The organism is Phocaeicola faecicola (assembly GCF_013618865.1).
Lineage (GTDB): Bacteria > Bacteroidota > Bacteroidia > Bacteroidales > Bacteroidaceae > Phocaeicola > Phocaeicola faecicola.
In genome coordinates, this window is record NZ_JABSOE010000005.1 from 91,231 (window position 1) to 107,992 (window position 16,762).

General features: G+C 46.5%; 14 protein-coding genes and 1 tRNA gene. 8 read left to right on the top strand and 7 right to left on the bottom strand.

Annotated elements, in window-relative coordinates; genetic code table 11:
- Positions 1-10: 10 nt before the first annotated feature.
- From tilS to H3001_RS02755, 6 genes are all read left to right on the top strand, one after another.
- Complete coding sequence (gene tilS / locus H3001_RS02730; protein ID WP_178244862.1) at positions 11-1,300, top strand: tRNA lysidine(34) synthetase TilS; 1,290 nt, start codon at positions 11-13, stop codon at positions 1,298-1,300.
- Positions 1,301-1,384: 84 nt separating this feature from the next.
- Positions 1,385-2,080, top strand: a complete 696-nt coding sequence (locus tag H3001_RS02735; RefSeq protein WP_394367785.1) for a hemerythrin domain-containing protein — start codon at positions 1,385-1,387, stop codon at positions 2,078-2,080.
- Positions 2,077-2,685 (top strand): response regulator transcription factor, encoded by a 609-nt coding sequence (locus H3001_RS02740; protein ID WP_178244858.1) that lies wholly within the window; start codon positions 2,077-2,079, stop codon positions 2,683-2,685. The genes H3001_RS02735 and H3001_RS02740 overlap by 4 nt, the downstream gene beginning before the upstream one ends.
- Before the next feature lie 254 nt (positions 2,686-2,939).
- Positions 2,940-3,680 carry a (Fe-S)-binding protein gene (locus H3001_RS02745; protein WP_178244856.1) on the top strand — a complete coding sequence of 247 codons (741 nt, stop codon included), beginning with the start codon at positions 2,940-2,942 and terminating at the stop codon, positions 3,678-3,680.
- Positions 3,677-5,044, top strand: a complete 1,368-nt coding sequence (locus H3001_RS02750; RefSeq protein WP_178244854.1) for a lactate utilization protein B — start codon at positions 3,677-3,679, stop codon at positions 5,042-5,044. The genes H3001_RS02745 and H3001_RS02750 overlap by 4 nt, the downstream gene beginning before the upstream one ends.
- 2 nt (positions 5,045-5,046) lie before the next feature.
- A complete protein-coding gene (locus H3001_RS02755) occupies positions 5,047-5,661 on the top strand; it encodes a LutC/YkgG family protein (protein ID WP_178244852.1) in 615 nt (204 codons plus the stop codon).
- Positions 5,662-6,019: 358 nt separating this feature from the next.
- On the opposite strand, the gene pflA is transcribed toward H3001_RS02755, so the two are convergent.
- Both pflA and pflB read right to left on the bottom strand, forming a co-directional pair.
- The gene (pflA, locus tag H3001_RS02760; protein WP_178244850.1) at positions 6,020-6,748 is read right to left on the bottom strand and encodes a pyruvate formate-lyase-activating protein; all 729 of its coding nucleotides are present in this window, start codon (positions 6,746-6,748) and stop codon (positions 6,020-6,022) included.
- 136 nt (positions 6,749-6,884) lie between these two features.
- On the bottom strand, positions 6,885-9,107 hold the full coding sequence (pflB, locus tag H3001_RS02765) for a formate C-acetyltransferase (RefSeq protein ID WP_178244848.1): 2,223 nt from the start codon (positions 9,105-9,107) through the stop codon (positions 6,885-6,887).
- Positions 9,108-9,334: 227 nt separating this feature from the next.
- Here pflB and H3001_RS02770 point away from each other — a divergent pair, with 227 nt between their 5' ends.
- A complete protein-coding gene (locus tag H3001_RS02770) occupies positions 9,335-9,940 on the top strand; it encodes a hypothetical protein (protein ID WP_181214017.1) in 606 nt (201 codons plus the stop codon).
- Positions 9,941-10,346: 406 nt separating this feature from the next.
- Here the strand turns inward: H3001_RS02770 and H3001_RS02775 are convergent, their stop codons facing one another.
- The 5 genes from H3001_RS02775 to H3001_RS02795 all read right to left on the bottom strand — a co-directional run bounded on the left by H3001_RS02775 (position 10,347) and on the right by H3001_RS02795 (position 15,424).
- Positions 10,347-10,835, bottom strand: a complete 489-nt coding sequence (locus tag H3001_RS02775) for a hypothetical protein (RefSeq protein ID WP_178244844.1) — start codon at positions 10,833-10,835, stop codon at positions 10,347-10,349.
- Positions 10,836-11,783: 948 nt separating this feature from the next.
- Positions 11,784-11,857: transfer RNA gene (locus H3001_RS02780), tRNA-Arg, on the bottom strand.
- 325 nt (positions 11,858-12,182) lie between these two features.
- Positions 12,183-13,451 carry a Y-family DNA polymerase gene (locus H3001_RS02785; RefSeq protein WP_181214018.1) on the bottom strand — a complete coding sequence of 423 codons (1,269 nt, stop codon included), beginning with the start codon at positions 13,449-13,451 and terminating at the stop codon, positions 12,183-12,185.
- A gap of 7 nt (positions 13,452-13,458) precedes the next feature.
- Entirely contained in the window at positions 13,459-13,902 is a 444-nt protein-coding gene (locus H3001_RS02790) for a LexA family protein (protein ID WP_178244839.1), read from the bottom strand.
- A gap of 118 nt (positions 13,903-14,020) precedes the next feature.
- Complete coding sequence (locus H3001_RS02795; RefSeq protein WP_181214019.1) at positions 14,021-15,424, bottom strand: S41 family peptidase; 1,404 nt, start codon at positions 15,422-15,424, stop codon at positions 14,021-14,023.
- 265 nt (positions 15,425-15,689) lie between these two features.
- On the opposite strand from H3001_RS02795, the gene H3001_RS02800 reads away from it, so the two are divergent.
- Positions 15,690-16,580: a helix-turn-helix transcriptional regulator gene (locus tag H3001_RS02800; RefSeq protein ID WP_178244835.1), complete on the top strand. Its 891-nt coding sequence runs from the start codon at positions 15,690-15,692 to the stop codon at positions 16,578-16,580.
- The last annotated feature ends 182 nt before the right edge of the window (positions 16,581-16,762 follow it).

A 16,762-nucleotide genomic window follows, 5' to 3' on the forward strand; every position in this document is an offset into this window, starting at 1 on the left:
CATTTGTAATATGCTTATACAAAAGGTCAATCAATGTATTTCTGACAAGCATCTGCTGAATCGTCACGATCGGGTACTTGTCGCCTTGAGCGGGGGAGCGGATTCAGTTGCTCTGCTGCGCGTGCTGCTGCATGAGGGATACGACTGTGTGGCAGCTCACTGTAACTTTCATCTCCGGGGGGCGGAATCGGACCGGGACGAAGGGTTTGTACGTGCCTTGTGCGAGCGGCTTACCGTGCCGCTGGAGGTGGTGCACTTTGATACTGCAGCCTATGCGGTACAGCACAGCTGTTCCATTGAGATGGCGGCACGTGAGTTGCGTTATGCCTGGTTCGAGCAGGTGCGGCAGCAGACCGGGGCTTCGGTCATAGCCGTGGCCCATCATAAGGATGACAGCGTGGAGACTTTCCTGCTGAATCTGATACGCGGAACCGGTATCCGGGGACTGCGGGGCATTACGCCGGTCAACGGTAGAATCGTGCGCCCGATGCTGGAAGTCTCCCGTGCCGAAATCCTTTCGTACCTGCAGGCCATCGGACAGGATTATGTGACCGACAGTACGAATCTCGAAACCGACTTTACCCGTAATAAGATCAGGTTGAAGGTGTTGCCTTTGCTGGGAGAAATCAATCCTTCCGTCTCGGATGCGATTTTTGAAACGGCCTCCCGCCTGGTGGATGTGGAGGAGGTGTACCGGAAAGCTATACAGGAGGCTTGCCGTCGGGTGAGTGTCTCCGAAAGGGAGGTCAGTATTCCGGCATTGCTGGGAGAGACTGCTCCCAGGGCGATTCTTTTTGAACTGTATGCTCCTTTGGGATTTAACGCGTCGCAACTGGATAACATTTACCGGAACCTTCAGGTGAAAGGCATGTCGGGCCAGTTGTTCTATTCTCCGGAATACGTGTTGCTGCGGAACCGTGATTCCCTGGTTCTGGAGTTCAGGGAGAAACCGGAAACTGCTTTGTCGCTTGTGGTTGAGGCAGTGGACCGGGAGGAACTGAAGGCTGATTTCTCCGACCGCACGAAGGCTTTCCTGGATGCGGATAAGGTGACCGGTACGCTGACACTCCGCAAATGGCAGTCGGGCGACCGTTTCATTCCTTATGGGATGAAGGGATATAAAAAGGTAAGGGACTACCTGCGCGACGGTAAGTTCTCCTTGTTCGAAAAGCAGGAGCAGTGTGTGGTGTGCATGGGAGAGGAGATTGTGTGGCTGGTCAACGAGCGTTGCGACCAGCGTTTCTGTGTGACGGCCGCTACCCGGCGGGTGCTGGTGCTTTCGGTCCGTCCGGCGCAGTAAGAATACCAAGATTTGGGGATTGTGCATTTGGTATGAATCGTGTTTCTTTGCAAAAGAATTTAAAATATGAATATACAACTGAATATGTGTGGCACTAAGATATATCGGGCAACGGACAAGATGAGTGATCTGATTTGTGAGAACTACGCGCTGTTGCAAGTACTGAGCCGTTTCGGAGTTCCCTTGGGCTTCGGTGACCGTTCGGTAAAGGAAGTCTGTGAGATGAATCAGGTAGACTGCAATACCTTCCTGACAGTGGTCAATTTCCTGACCGAGGGCGGGAACCGCATGCAGGATCATGTAAAGGAGATTTCGGTCTCTGCCCTGATGAACTACCTGCAGCAGTCGCATTCCTTTTTCCTTGATTTCCAGTTGCCTACGCTCCGCCGGAAATTGCTGGAGGCGCTCGACTGCTCGGCGCAGAACGAGGTCACCCCTCTGGTGGTCCGCTTTTTCGATGATTATGTGAACGAGGTGCGCAAGCACATGGAATACGAGAACGTAAAGGTCTTTACCTACGTGTCTGCCCTGCTGAACGGAGAACATCCCTCGGGTTTCAGCATCGGTGTGTTTGCCCGCCGTCATGATCAGGTAAACGCCAAACTGACAGAGTTGAAGAACATTATTATTAAGTATTATCCGGCTACAGGCAACAATCAGTTACTGAATGCGGTCTTGTTTGATGTTTTCAGTTGTGAAGAAGATCTGGCATCGCATAACAGGGTAGAAGATTATCTGTTTGTTCCTGCGGTAATGGAACTGGAAGAGAAGTTGAAATGAAACCTCAGGAAACTATTTTTATAGCTGTTGCCGAAACCTCCGTCATTGTCAGAAGCGGACTGGTTACGGTGTTGAAGCGCTTGCCTGATTTGAGTGTTCAGACAGTGGAGATTACCTCGAAGGAAGGACTTTCGCATTGTATGGAGGCCCATACTCCGGATATCCTGATTATCAATCCTCAGTTTGAGGGCTGGTTCGACCTCGAGGGGTTCAAGGCCCGGTATGCGGATGCGGAGGTGAAATACATTGCCTTGCTGTGTTCGTTTGTGGATGCCAATCAGCTGAAGGGATACGATGAACGTATCAGTCTGTATGACGATGCCTGTGTCCTGGAAAACAAACTTGCCACGCTGATGAACTATGCCGACAATGAAGAGAGTGATCCGAATACCTTGAGTCAGAGAGAAAAGGAGATTGTGGGCTGTGTGGTTCGTGGAATGACCAACAAGGAGATTGCAGAAAAACTGTATATCTCCGTGCATACGGTCATTACGCACCGCCGCAACATCACCCGCAAACTGCAGATCCATTCGGCCGCAGGTCTTACCATCTATGCGATTGTAAACAAACTGGTCGAATTGAGTGAAGTGAAAATGAATCTGTAAGACGAGGGAGTTGTATGAAATAAATACCTAAAAATGGGTATTGCACACATGGCGGCAACTCCTTACCTTTGCAGTGTTAGTCATATGAAATTACGTAAAACCACAAATTAAAAAGTTAGTTATTAGTTGGGTGCACCCTGCGAAGTGATTCGCGGGGTGCACGCAGTTTTTACAGGTATTAATTATATTTAACGCCCATTTTTATCTGGATAAATAATAAGTTCTACTTTTGCTGTGCAAAAACAAAAAGACGTATGAAAGTAGGATTATTTATACCTTGTTACATTAACTCCGTTTTCCCCCAGGTGGGTGTGGCATCTTACAAATTGCTTAAAAGTTTGGGGGTGGAGGTAGACTATCCGTTGAATCAGACCTGCTGTGGCCAGCCTATGGCGAATGCAGGATTTGAACACGAGTCGGTAGAGTTGGCTAAACATTTTGATGAACTGTTCAAAGACTACGACTATATCGTGGGACCTTCCGCCAGTTGTGTGGCCTTTGTCAGAGACCATTATGGCAAGCTGCTTGCCGGAGAGACACATCGATGTGCCAGTGAAGGACGTATCTACGATATCTGTGAGTTCATCCACGACCAGATACGCCCTACCGAGCTGAAGGCTTCTTTCCCGCATAAGGTCAGCATCCAGAACAGCTGCCACGGAGTCCGTCTCCTTCATTTGTCTTCCCCTTCCGAAATGAACATTCCTTATTACAACAAGCTGCGAGACCTGTTATCCCTGGTGAAGGATATTGAAATCGTTGAACCGGAGCGTCCCGATGAATGCTGTGGATTCGGAGGTATGTTTGCGGTAGAAGAACATGAGGTTTCCGGACGCATGGGCCGTGACAAAGTACAGCGGCACATCGATACGGGTGCTGAATACATCGTTGGAGCCGACAGTTCGTGCCTGATGCACCAGAACGGCATTATCTCCCGTGATCATCTGCCCATCAAAACCATTCACATTGTAGAAATTTTAGCAGCAGGACTATGAGTACCAAACATTCTAAGGCAGCCGGCCGGTTTCTTCAGCATAAAGAACTGGCTGCATGGCACGATGAAACCCTCTGGATGGTGCGTGCCAAGAGAGACAAGATAAGCAAGGAACTTCCGGAGTGGGAGGACTTGCGCAACATGGCTGAGGCCATCAAGATGTACAGCAACAGTCACCTCGATACGTTGCTGCAGGAGTTTGAGAAAAACGCACAGGCCAACGGTGCCCATGTCTACTGGGCGAAGGATGCCGATGAATATTGTTCCATCGTCCATCATATCCTGGAGTCGCATCATGTAAAACATTTCATCAAGAGCAAGTCGATGCTTGCCGAGGAGTGCGGCCTGAATGAATACCTGGAAGACAAAGGAATAGAGGTTGTGGAAAGCGACCTGGGAGAACGCATCCTGCAGCTCATGCACAAGCGTCCGAGTCACATCGTACTTCCGGCCATTCATATCCGGAAGGAAGAGATTGGAGAACTGTTCGTCAAAGAGATGGGTACGGAGCCCGGCAACAATGACCAGACTTACCTGACTCATGCGGCACGCAAGAACCTGCGCCATAAGTTCATTGAGGCGGAGGCTGCCATGACCGGGGCCAACTTTGCCGTAGCTTCCACCGGAGAGTGTGTGGTCTGCACGAATGAGGGGAATGCCGATATGGGAACCTCACAGCCGAAACTGCAGATTACGGCTTTCGGTATGGAAAAGATCGTTCCCGACCGGGAGGCACTGGGAGTGTTCACCCGTTTGCTGGCACGTTCGGGTACGGGACAGCCGATTACAACTTACACTTCTCATTATCGCAAGCCGAGAAAGGGGGGAGAACTGCATATCATTATCGTTGACAACGGACGCAGCCAGATTCTGGCCGACAAGGAACACGTAAAGACCTTGAACTGCCTGCGGTGCGGTGCCTGCATGAACACCTGTCCGGTGTACCGCCGTTCGGGAGGATATTCGTATACCTATTTCATTCCGGGACCGATCGGTATCAACCTGGGTATGCTGAAGGCGCCGTTGCATTATTATGATAATGTATCGGCCTGTTCGCTCTGTCATTCGTGTCAGAATGTCTGTCCGGCGAAGGTAGACCTGGCCGACCAGATTTATTGCTGGCGTCAGCAGCTGCAGCGTCTGGGAGTGGCCAGTACGCCGAAGCATGTGATGTCGGAAGGCATGAAGTTCCTGATGGAGCGTCCGGGACTGTTCGACTGGGCCCTGAAGAATGCTTCTCTGGTCAACAAAATACCTCACTGGATGATTTACAACGGTTTGAACGACTGGGGAAAAGAGCATGACATGCCAGTCTTTGCCAAAGAAAGTTTTAATGAATTGTGGAAGAAAAATAAGGTGAAATAACTATGAGCAGTAGAGAAGATATCTTACAGAATATCCGCCGGAATACGCAGAAGAGGTATGAGAAGCCCGATCTTTCTTCGTTGGTACAGAAGGCGGTGAAATACGAGGATAAAATCGGCCAGTTCTGCAGCGTGATGGAGCGGGTAGGAGGCAAGGCGGTGCTTTTGCACGAAGGAGAAGATGTGAACGAGGTCATCCGGAAACTCTATCCCGAGGCCCGTCGGATTGCTTCATCGGTACGTGTGCTGAAAAGAGGAAACGAATCGCAGCAGCTGAATTGTTATACGTTTCATCCGGATGAGGTGGCTGCCTCTGCCGAACTGGACGGAACGGATCTGGGAATTGTCAGCGGCAAGGTAGGAGTCTGCGAGAATGGAGCCGTCTGGCTGGAGCAGGAGATGGAAGAGCGTGGCATCTATTTTATTGCCGAGGCACTGATTATCCTGCTGGACAAGACTTGCCTGGTGAACAATATGCACGAGGCATATCCGCTGATTGATACGGGCGAGTACGGATTCGGAGTCTTTGTTTCCGGTCCTTCAAAAACGGCCGATATCGAGCAGGCACTGGTGATGGGAGCCCACGGTCCCCGAGAAGTCACTGTGATTCTGTATTAATACATTGGGTTGAGAAATCTTTCTGTTCCGTGCGGTTGCCGGACAGGAAGATTTAAAATAAAAAAACTTGCGTTATTCACATAAGGCAAGTTTTTTCTCTCTTATAAAGTTATGTCCTTTATGAGAATTTATAGTTAATTGAAGTGAGTGTTTCTGTTGTTTTCTTTTTAGGGATACATCTCCTTCCGCACTTCGGAAATCAACCGGTAAACCGCTTGCTTCCTTTGGGAAGAAGTTCTTTTCCCGAGGTTTCATCTATTAAATGACAGACCCTTCAAAATACTGCATCCCATTTGAAATTTTTTTGTGAAAAAAATCAGATTATTTTAATCTTTTCTTTCAATACGTTGATTGATAATCAATTAACGTACACTGTCTTGAAATATTTTTTGAAAATTATTTTTGCAGCCTCCAGTTGCTCCGGAGTATTGGGCTGCACGTCCTTCAACTGGTATTCCATGTTCATGGCCTCATACTTATGGACTCCCAGTGTATGATAAGGAAGAATTTCTACCCTTTCAATGCACTGATAGTCTTTGAAGTGCTCTCCCAGTGCCTCCATGTCTTCCTCGAAATAACTGTATCCCTGTACCAGCACGTAGCGGAGCCAGAACGGCTTGCCATGCTCTTCCAGCCATGCAGCCGTCTTCAGTGTTTGCTCGTTGCTGCGTGAGGTCAGTGTCTGGTGTCGCTGGTTATTGAATTCCTTGACATCCAGCAATACCAGATCCGCCAGTCCCAGCATTTCTTCTACGTCTTTGTTCCAGATGCCTCCGTTGGTATCAATGCAGATATGGATACCCGCCTCTTTCAGCATCTTCAGCAGCGGAATCAGTTGCCTGGCCTGAAAGGTCGGCTCTCCGCCACTGAACGTGATTCCTCCTTTCTTGCCGAAAAAAGGCTTCTGGCTGATGGCCATCCGGAGAATCTCTTCCGGTGCTGTCTCCTTGCTCTCTCCTTTGGCATCGATGGTATCGGGGTTGGCGCAGTACAGGCAACGGAAATTGCAGCCCTGCAGAAAGACAACCAGGCGGATACCCGGTCCGTCGTAAGTGCCCAGTGATTCATAAGAATGGACTCGTATCATAGTGAATGCGTATAAAAAGGATTGTCATCCAGGGAATCTGATAACCAAGTGCATGAACCCTGCCTTCCGTTTTTCAGACCTCCTGAATGACAATCGGATCAATAATTATTTCATTAATCAATTACGTGCGTCCGCATTACATGCGTTCGTGGAAACTACGTGAAATAACTTCCAGCTGATGCTCACGGCTCAACTTGATGAAGTTTACAGCGTAACCGGATACACGGATAGTCAGCTGCGGATACTTTTCAGGATGCTCCATAGCGTCTTCCAGCATCTCACGGTTCAGTACGTTCACGTTCAGGTGATGAGCGCCTTTCACGAAATATCCGTCCATCATGGTTACCAGGTTCTCGATACGGTTTTCCATATCTACTCCCAGTGACTTCGGAACGATAGAGAATGTATTACTGATACCGTCCTGTGAGTCACGGTAACGCAATTTGGCTACAGAACTCAATGAAGCCACTGCACCGTTCTTGTCTCTTCCGTGCATTGGGTTGGCACCCGGAGCGAATGCAACTCCCTTGGCACGTCCGTCAGGTGTAGCACCGGTCTTCTTTCCGTACATCACGTTTGAAGTAATGGTCAGGATAGACAGGGTCGGTTTCGCGTTCTTGTATACAGGCAGTTTCTTCAGCTCTTCGTCGAAGTAGTAAATCAGGTCGACAGCCAAGTGGTCTACGCGGTCATCGTCGTTACCGAAGCAAGGGAACTCGCCCTGGATATCGAAACCTTCAGTCAGTCCGATTTCATTACGCTTAGCTGTTACCTTGGCATACTTGATAGCCGACAGAGAGTCGACAGCGATTGACATACCTGCCACACCGTAAGCCAGGTTGATAGCCGGGTCTGTATCTACGAATGCCATCTGAGCCTTTTCGTAGTAATACTTGTCGTGCATATAGTGGATGATGTTCATCGCTTCGTTATATACACGTGCCATTTCCTTCAGCACCTTCTTGTAGTTGGCCAGTACCTCTTCGAAGTTCAGTACATCTCCGCTCAATACAGGGATGTCTTTCACCATCAGCGTACCGGTATTCTCGCAGCGTCCGCCGTTGATAGCCAGCAGCAGTGCCTTGGCAAGGTTACAGCGCGCACCGAAGAACTGGATGTGACGGCCGATATCCTGGTAAGATACACAGCAGGCGATACCGTAGTCGTCCGAGTTGCGGACCTCACGCATCAGCTCGTCGTTCTCGTACTGGATAGAAGAAGTATCGATAGATACCTGTGCACAGAAGTTCTTGAATCCTTCCGGCAACTCAGGGCTCCACAGTACAGTCAGGTTCGGCTCTGGAGAAGGACCCAGGTTGTACAATGTCTGCAGGAATCGGAATGAAGTCTTCGTTACCTTAGTACGTCCGTCGTTGAAGCGTCCTCCGATAGCCTCGGTTACCCAGGTCGGGTCGCCGGCAAAGATATCGGTATATGCCTGCATACGCAGGTGGCGTACCATACGCAACTTGATGACAAACTGGTCGATCAGCTCCTGTGCATGGATTTCGTCCAGAATTCCGTTTGCCAGATCGTATTCAATGTAAATATCCAGGAATGAAGATACATTACCCAGTGACATGGCAGCACCGTCCTGTTCCTTTACGGCAGCCAGGTAAGCCATGTATACCCACTGTACAGCTTCCTGTGCGTTGTGTGCCGGGCGGCTCAGGTCCAGTCCGTACTGTTCGCCCATTACCTTGATTTCCTTCAGCGCCTTGATCTGCTCTGCCACTTCCTCGCGCAGGCGGATACGGGCATCTGTCATCGGTCCGGTAAGGTGACGCAGGTCGTCCTGCTTAGCCTCAATCAGACGGTCGATACCGTACAGTGCCAGACGACGGTAGTCACCGATGATACGTCCACGTGCATAGTTGTCCGGCAGACCGGTCAGGAATCCCAGTGAACGGAAAGAACGGATTTCTTCAGTATAAGCATCGAAAACGCCGTCATTGTGCGTCTTGCGGTAATGCGTAAAAATATCTTTTACCTTAGGGTCAACTTCAACACCATTTTCACGGCATGCTTTTTCCACCACTTTGATACCTCCGAAAGGCTTGATGGCACGGCGAAGTACTTCGTCGGTCTGCAAACCTACAATAACTTCGTTTTCTTTATCGATGTATCCGGGAGCAAATGAAGTGATAGTCGATACGGTAGAAGGATCTAATGAGCGTACTCCGTTGTTTGCACGTTCTTCAGCCAGGGCTTCCAAACATTTGTTCCATACTGCTTTCGTACGTTCGGTCGGACCTGCCAGAAAGGAGGCGTCGCCTTCGTAAGGGGTGATGTTCGTCTTTACGAAATCGGTAACGTTGATTTCATGGTTCCAACGACCTTCTTTGAAATTAATTGCCATAGTAAATAAATTTGTTTGATTGTGTTTCACTTAAACTGGTGCAAAGATACGCAATAATGAGAAATGATGCAATACCTAATATTAGGTAGGTTGTTAATTTGTAATAATTACAACTATGTGATACGTGATAAATAAGGAAGGAAAGCCTGAAGGGTAAGAAGAATATTCTGTATATTTGCGGGTAATAATAGACGGTATCATCCTATAATATATTAAACGGGGCTGGAATGGAAAATCGGAATGCTAACAATGAAGTCGAGGGGTTCTTTTCGGTATTGAGCGATGAGATCTCGCGGATGCGGCAGCAGGAAACCAAGGTCATGAGGGTAAAAATAGACTGCAGTTGCCTGTCGGAGCCGGTATGTAATAGTTTCTTGTCGGAACTGGAGGCAGAAAAGAATAAGAGGTCGGCTGCGGTATATTGGTTTGAGGTTGACTCACCGGCAAGTGGGGTGGTTGAAAAAGTGTATGATGCGGTCCTGCAGTACAAGAACGATATTGAAAAGGCTTCTGCTGCCGGTTTGAAGTCGCAGGAAAGGGCAGTCTCTTATGTCCCGAAGGTATGCAACGGTTCCAATGTGCTTTATGTAGGAAAGGTGGAGCGTAATCTGAAAAAGCGCTTCAAGGAGCATCTGGGTTTCGGGAGTGCTTCTACGACTTCTCTGCAGTTGTGTCACTGGGCAGGTGGCATCGAGGGCCTGGATTTGAAGCTGGTCTTTTGCTACATCCTTTTCGACCGTTCTTCATTGGGACGGACGGCCTTGAAGGTGATGGAAGTGATGGAGGATTATTTTGCGAGGCAGAAAAAACCGCTTCTCGGCAGGCATGCCTGAATGAAAAAGAGAGGATGCCGGTGGATGGAGGAGAACTGGCCGGGAAATGAATTGTTTCAATGAAGGTGGTGGATAACTGCAACCGTGAATAAATAAAAGAAGGAATTACAGAAAAGGAAGAATCATCCGCTGCGGAATCTGTTGGCTTCGCGGCATGGTTTTAATAATCCGCGTCGTTAACTAATGAATCAACGGTGCTGTGGGATTTTTACTATAATTTGTTCGGAGGAATGGATAAGCGTTTGGAAAATTATATCCGGTAATTTATCCGTATTTCTGAAAACAGGATTCAGTTATAAGTCTTTTCTTATAGCTGAATCCTGTTTTCATTTACACAATATGGTGGACAGTGTCTTTCTTTTACACAATATTTGGGGCAGAGCCCTGTCGGATAAATATAGTATATTTATTGCTCTGAAATCCTCACATTCTTGATGCTTAATTTTGCAGGTGAGTACCCTGTCCGGCATTCAAATATTATTTTAGGGAGAAACGTTACTCCTTCTTCTACGTCTTTGATATAGAGGCTGAAACGTACGGGAACTTCGGATGGCAATAGGGTTCTTGGCAATTCGCTCAGACTTCCATCTTTTGTAAATTTGCCATAAATGCCTTTGGTATATTGATTTCCCAGTTCATCATATACCGAAACCTCGTTACGCTGGAGAGCAATATTTACTTTGAAATCTTTGCTGGAAACATTGCAGAATAGCATATCGACTATTACATATTCTCCTGAGCGATAGGCTTTCAGTACCTTGACGGTCAGGGAAGGGTCGGGTGAAACCACCTGGGCGCCGCGTTGCTGGAATGCAGACGATGCAGAAAATGCGGACATAGGTAAATAACACAAAAGCATCATTAAGGTGATGCAGAAAAATAGTTTCTTTCTCATATTCATTTACATTTAAATTGTTTATAGTCTATTCTTTTCAAACGTGACAGGTGCGGTAGTCTTCTGACTGGTGGCAACTTTAATGTGGTCGACCTTTCTGAATCGGATAGCTTGTTGATATATTTCTTTATGAAATAGTTGAAAATACTTTACTGTTCATATCCGGCTTTTAGACTGAGGAAACGGGTGTGTGCCTGTATGGCACAAGGATGCAGAATCATTCCGTTGGCTGTTCCACGTCTCAGAATCTTGTATTGTCTATGCACGGAATAAGCCGCTTGAACACCTCTGGCGATGTAGGCATGCTTGTCTTCGGGCTGACAATAAAATATACATCATCCTTTATAAAGATGTTCTGTGTGCCTGTGCGGGCATTTTACCGTCTCTGATGTATCACGTTCATGGTATTTGTCATAATTGTGTGTTATTGTATTAAGGGCATTAATGTATTCTGTTTTTTGTACCGATTCCTTTCGTTACTGTGTTTTACTTGCTTCCACACTGCACATGGCAATCTGTAATTGGATGTTCTGTGACAAATTTATATATTTTTTACATTAATTGATTGCTCTGATAATAATTTTGAACTGGGAATAAAGAAAAATTCCCGTTTCTTTTGTACGGGGATAGTAATATTGCTTTTGGGGATGTAATGGGAAGGTGTATGGAAATAGTGATTTGTCTGAAAAGGGAAGAACTGGGTTTCCGGTGAATTTTTACGTGGACCTTTGGCTAATGTGCATGCATGGACAAGGAAACCTTCAGATTTGTGTGTTGATTCCTTCTTTCTGTTTAGACTGTCGAAAATTTATGCGTAATATGAGAATCCCTCAGGTTTTTACGTTGATCCGTTTTTACGTTGATTCTTGATTTCTGTTGATTTCAATTTCACGGTGGGCAGAAGATAAAAAAATAAAGAGCTAAAAGATTTCTTTTAGCTCTTTATCGTGATTCCGCCGCGATTCGAACGCGGGACCCACAGCTTAGAAGGCTGTTGCTCTATCCAGCTGAGCTACGGAACCATCCTTTTTAATAACCGTTATATGGTTGTTTTTCGATTACGGGTGCAAAGGTATGTGTTTTTTTTGAATTGTGCAAGTGTGTCGTGAAAAAAAGTGCGTTTTACCAGAAAGTTTTTTGTAGAGACTGGTAATGGGGTAATGTTGGGTGTAGTGGGTTTATTGTGCTTTTCTGTATGATTTACAGAACTATGTGGTGAATAGTTTGGGTATATTAGTCTGAAATTAGGCGCTATAAAATATTTTGTGTAAATGTAAATGCGGATCCCCGAAAAACGGTAAGTTCCAGTACCCCGTGTGGTGATAGCTGGAAGATTTTTATCATGCCCTATACTTTCAGCACAATCACATCGTCCAGATTGGTGGTATACTGGTGGGAGAGATATTCATTTTTCAGATGCCAGGCCTTTGAATACCCCTGTGTGGAAATACGAATCGTATTGTGCCCGTTCTTCTTGTTTATTTCGTCAATGGCCTGCATGAGCTTCCTCTGTCTTTCTCTATCCACTACATCGAACAGATTTCTTTGGACTTCATTCGTCCGGTATATATCCCATACTAAGACCCCGGCCTTCTTATAATAAAACTTTCCGTCACCTTTCCAATAACTTCTGAGGGCCTGAACGGCATGTGCGACAAGTTCCTGAGTATTGTTGGTAGCCACAGGAAAAATAAGGTTTGCAGAGATATAATCTCCCGGAGCATTGGTCCCGAACCTGCTTGTGTAAACAAAAACGGTCATATTTTTACAGGCAATACGCTCTTCCCGGAGTTTGCGTGAACAGGATGCGGCGAAGTTGGCCACTGCCTCTTCAACATCCTGTAACCTGTCCAGTCCCATTCCCGGGAAACTGCGGCTGGTACAGATTGATTTCTTATGCGGCAGTTCTTCGATGGAAATACAACTTTCCCCCTGAAGTTCTTTCCAGGTTCTCAGTCCGGTGACACTCAACTCTCTCCGGACCCAAGAGGAAGACTTCTGTGTTAAGTCCCAGGCCGTCTTGATTCCATGATATGCCAGCTTTTTGCCGTTCCGGTGCCCTATTCCCCAGATATCTCCCACATCAAAAAGCGTCAGTGCCTTCTCCCGCTTTTCATCCGTATCCATCAGACAGACCCCTTCGTATCCCTTGTATCGTTTGGCAAACTTACTGGCCATCTTTGCCAATGTCTTTGTCGGAGCGATTCCCAGAGAGACAGGTATGCCGGTTCCCTTGCTTATTTTCCGGACCATGCCCCTGCAATATTCCTGAAGATTGTCCATTCCCGACAAGTCGAGAAAGGCCTCGTCGATGCTGTACTGGGTCAGTCGGGGAGTATACCGTGAGAGGAGCGACATGACGCGCTTGCTCATATCTCCATAGAGATTGTAGTTGGAAGAAAAAACAGCCACCTGGTTTTTCTCCAGCATGTCTTTGACCTGATAGAAAGGAGTTCCCATCTTAATGCCCAGTGCTTTCGCCTCATTGGAGCGGGCGATGACACATCCGTCGTTATTGGAGAGAACCACCACCGGCTTCCCGTTAAGGTCCGGATGGAAGACGCGCTCACAGGAGCAATAGAAGTTGTTGCAGTCTACCAGGCCAAAAAGTTCCATATTACGGTTATTTCTTTAATCTGCGGATGATATTGGTCACTACTCCCCACACCATGAAATGATTTGCCTCAGTCACCTGGATAGGGGTGTATTCCGGATTGTGAGGTATCAGCCAGGCACAATGATGCTGAGGATCACGCTTAAACTGCTTTAAGGTAAACTCACCGTCTACATAGGCTGCAATGTAATCGCCGTCATTCGCTTCCAGTGACTTGTCGATGACCACATAATCCCCGTCATAGATTCCGGCATCGATCATTGAATTTCCCTCTACTTTCGCATAGAAGGTAGTTTCCTTGTTATGAATCAATTCCCGGTTCAGGTCGATGGACTCGGACATATAATCCTGGGCCGGTGAAAGAAATCCTGCATGTATTCCTTCATCTGCATAAGGGAGGGCCAGCACCGTATCGGTGTCGGCAGAATAGATATGTAGTTTCACTTCGTTCATACCGCAAAGGTAGATAAAAAGTAAATATATTCTACTATTGTTCAAAGTGATGGTGCCATTCTGATAAAATAACGGTTGGAATTACTCCAACCGTTCATTCCCTTTGAGGGAATCTTTCTTACCCCTTGAGGGAATCTTTCTTACTCTCTATCATGTCTTTTTTACTCTCTATCACGTCATTCATTAATTGCCCGAATGTGGTTTTCAGGATATTGATCCCGTTTGTAATATCTGCATTTTCAGTAATCCGGAAATGAGGCTCAATGCCCTTTCCTTCGCGGGGCTCACCCTTGAAAGTCTTTTGGGGAGCACCGTATCCAATACTGAAATAAGTGCCCTGTGACGTACGGAACTTTAAGGGAGTCGTTCCGAAGTCGTCTCCCGTTTCCTCACCTACAAGAATCGCACTTTCCGACTCTTTGAGTATGCTTGCCAGATGCTCGGCGGCAGAAAATGTATATGGACCTATCATTACATACAGTTTACCTTTAAAGGACTCTTCGGAGGGCTCTATCATTTCCTCGTCTTGATAAGGACGTTTGATCAGAAGGGCTGCAATCTTGCTCATGTTTCTTACAAGTCCACCAGGGTTGTTTCTCAAGTCCAGGATGAGGTATGGGTAATCCTTCACCTTCTTGTATTTGAAAATGAATTCTTCAGTCTCTTCCTCTGTAAAACCTGACAAGGTCAAGACGGCAAGGTATTCTTTCTTCTTCTTTTCGGCAGTCTCCTGGATTTCTTTTTTCTCAGCCTTACGGATGGATTTATTATGGTTGAGAATCTGCTGCTTGCCGTCCCTGCTTAAACTTACCTTTACCTGGAACACAGAATCATTCCTGCTGAGGCGTAAGGTTCTGACCGTATCGATATGGCTTGAAAATACATAATTGGCAGTATGTATGTTCCTTGCCTTCTCGATAGAGGCAATCACGTAATTCTTCATACTGTCTCTCCATGACAATGCATCTGTCCCGTCTATGGAGATGATTCTGTCTCCGGATTTGAAGGGCAGTTTCGTCAGGTTGCCGGTGACATACAAAGAGTCACACCTCCATTCGGCTTTGGCCAGTGCATAATAACTGTTGTATATCAACGATGTATGTGCATTCTTCAACTCAGCGAAATATCGTTGGAGAGCGATGAAATATCCGCTGTTGTCCTTGGCTTGATTTACCATAGCGGAGTATTTCTCCCGTAAGGCTTTGAGGGATATCCCTTTCTGTGCAGCCAATGCGTACTTTGATTCAACGATGTCACAGATCTCATGAAAATCTTTCAGGTATGCCTCCGGTTCAATCTCCTGTTCCGTAACGAACTGTTCTTTTATGTTCATGGTAAGGTGATACCTTATCCAGTATTTCGGATAGTTTTCAATGCCGACGCATACGATTCCCCCGAGAATCAGCAGGTACAGTGCGCATACTATTTTTCGGCCCAATGCTTTCCTCTGTATATAGAGGTATATGGAAGCGCCTGTTATAATTATCAGTGATACAAGCTGGCTCAATACAAATGTATCCATGTGCTTATTCTTTTATTACCTATTTGTTACAGTCGTAATTTTCAATCCCCCAATCCCGTTGTGCCGATTTGTTCCCAAAATAGTTCTTATCCTTGGTCAGCTTTTTGCCGCATTCACGGACGGGCTCTGTCTGTGCTTCTGAACTCCGGAGTATGTTTCCTCTTTCCATAACTGTCTGTTAATTAATCACACTGCAAAATTATCTGCTGCATGCACAAGAATCCTGTGCAGTATTATATTATTTTTGTCATAAATCAATAAAGCCATGAAAGTTGAATTTGCAATATGGATGGTATCCTTTCTGCTCAGAAAAGGTCCTGCTACACAGGAAACCATTATCAGGGAATGGTCGAAGCATATAAATGAGGAAGTGGAAATTCACAGAAATACCTTCGGAAACTATAAAAGGAAGGCTGAAGAACTGTTTGGAACGGAAATATCCTATAATGCCGTCACTAAGGAATACGGAATCGAAGATACGGGTTTTATCATGCAAAATACCATGTACCGGTGGTTGCTTCAGTCGGTAGCAGCTTCCAATATCATCAGCAGAAGAAGCCGGCTTCGTGACCGCATCATGCTTGAAACGACATCGGGGGGAGAGGAGTTTATTGAACTGATCACCGAGGCGATGGAGAAAGGTCTGTGTATTCGCATGGTGTATCAGGCATTCTGGGATGAACCCCGGGAAAGATGTGTTGAGCCTTATTACATTAAACTGTTCAAGCACAGGTGGTATCTGATCGGAAAGAAGCGGGATACCGGGGAATTCCGTATCTATGGTTTTGACCGGATGAAGTCGGTATGCATTTCTGATATAAAGTTCCATTTTGAAAGTGGAACGAAAGCGGAAACCTTATTCAATGACTACTATGGCATTATTCTGCTTCCCGTGAAAAAGGAACGAATTGTCCTGAAAGTGGGGTGTGAACAGGGGATGTATATGAAGACACTGCCGCTTCATCATTCGCAGAAACTGATTCATCAGGATGATGATTACATGACGTTTGAACTGTACCTGAAACCTTGCTACGACTTTGTACAGGAGTTGTTGTCCTGCGGTTCCGAACTGGAGGTCCTGAGCCCCAAGTCATTGAGGGACGAGATAAAGAGGTATGCCGAAGAAATGTGTGAAATCTATCATGCTGGCGAGTGAAAGACATCGGCGGCCGAAAGGCATGAGTGGGAATAATCTGCAGCAGGTTTTATGAGAGGCTGTCTCAAAATACTTTGAGATGGCCTTTTTTGTGTCTGCAAAAAAAATCGGGCAAGCCCTAACTTCACTAAGTCAGAACTTGCCCGTTTCCCTAATTTTTTGTATCTTAGGGAATCAAACTA

Bases quoted from the DNA above. Each gene is read 5' to 3' on its own strand.
- tilS (WP_178244862.1), top strand. From the start codon at position 11: ATGCTTATACAAAAGGTCAATCAATGTATTTCTGACAAGCATCTGCTG.
- H3001_RS02735 (WP_394367785.1), top strand. From the start codon at position 1,385: ATGTGTGGCACTAAGATATATCGGGCAACGGACAAGATGAGTGATCTG.
- H3001_RS02740 (WP_178244858.1), top strand. From the start codon at position 2,077: ATGAAACCTCAGGAAACTATTTTTATAGCTGTTGCCGAAACCTCCGTC.
- H3001_RS02745 (WP_178244856.1), top strand. From the start codon at position 2,940: ATGAAAGTAGGATTATTTATACCTTGTTACATTAACTCCGTTTTCCCC.
- H3001_RS02750 (WP_178244854.1), top strand. From the start codon at position 3,677: ATGAGTACCAAACATTCTAAGGCAGCCGGCCGGTTTCTTCAGCATAAA.
- H3001_RS02755 (WP_178244852.1), top strand. From the start codon at position 5,047: ATGAGCAGTAGAGAAGATATCTTACAGAATATCCGCCGGAATACGCAG.
- pflA (WP_178244850.1), bottom strand. From the start codon at position 6,748: ATGATACGAGTCCATTCTTATGAATCACTGGGCACTTACGACGGACCG.
- pflB (WP_178244848.1), bottom strand. From the start codon at position 9,107: ATGGCAATTAATTTCAAAGAAGGTCGTTGGAACCATGAAATCAACGTT.
- H3001_RS02770 (WP_181214017.1), top strand. From the start codon at position 9,335: ATGGAAAATCGGAATGCTAACAATGAAGTCGAGGGGTTCTTTTCGGTA.
- H3001_RS02775 (WP_178244844.1), bottom strand. From the start codon at position 10,835: ATGAGAAAGAAACTATTTTTCTGCATCACCTTAATGATGCTTTTGTGT.
- H3001_RS02785 (WP_181214018.1), bottom strand. From the start codon at position 13,451: ATGGAACTTTTTGGCCTGGTAGACTGCAACAACTTCTATTGCTCCTGT.
- H3001_RS02790 (WP_178244839.1), bottom strand. From the start codon at position 13,902: ATGAACGAAGTGAAACTACATATCTATTCTGCCGACACCGATACGGTG.
- H3001_RS02795 (WP_181214019.1), bottom strand. From the start codon at position 15,424: ATGGATACATTTGTATTGAGCCAGCTTGTATCACTGATAATTATAACA.
- H3001_RS02800 (WP_178244835.1), top strand. From the start codon at position 15,690: ATGAAAGTTGAATTTGCAATATGGATGGTATCCTTTCTGCTCAGAAAA.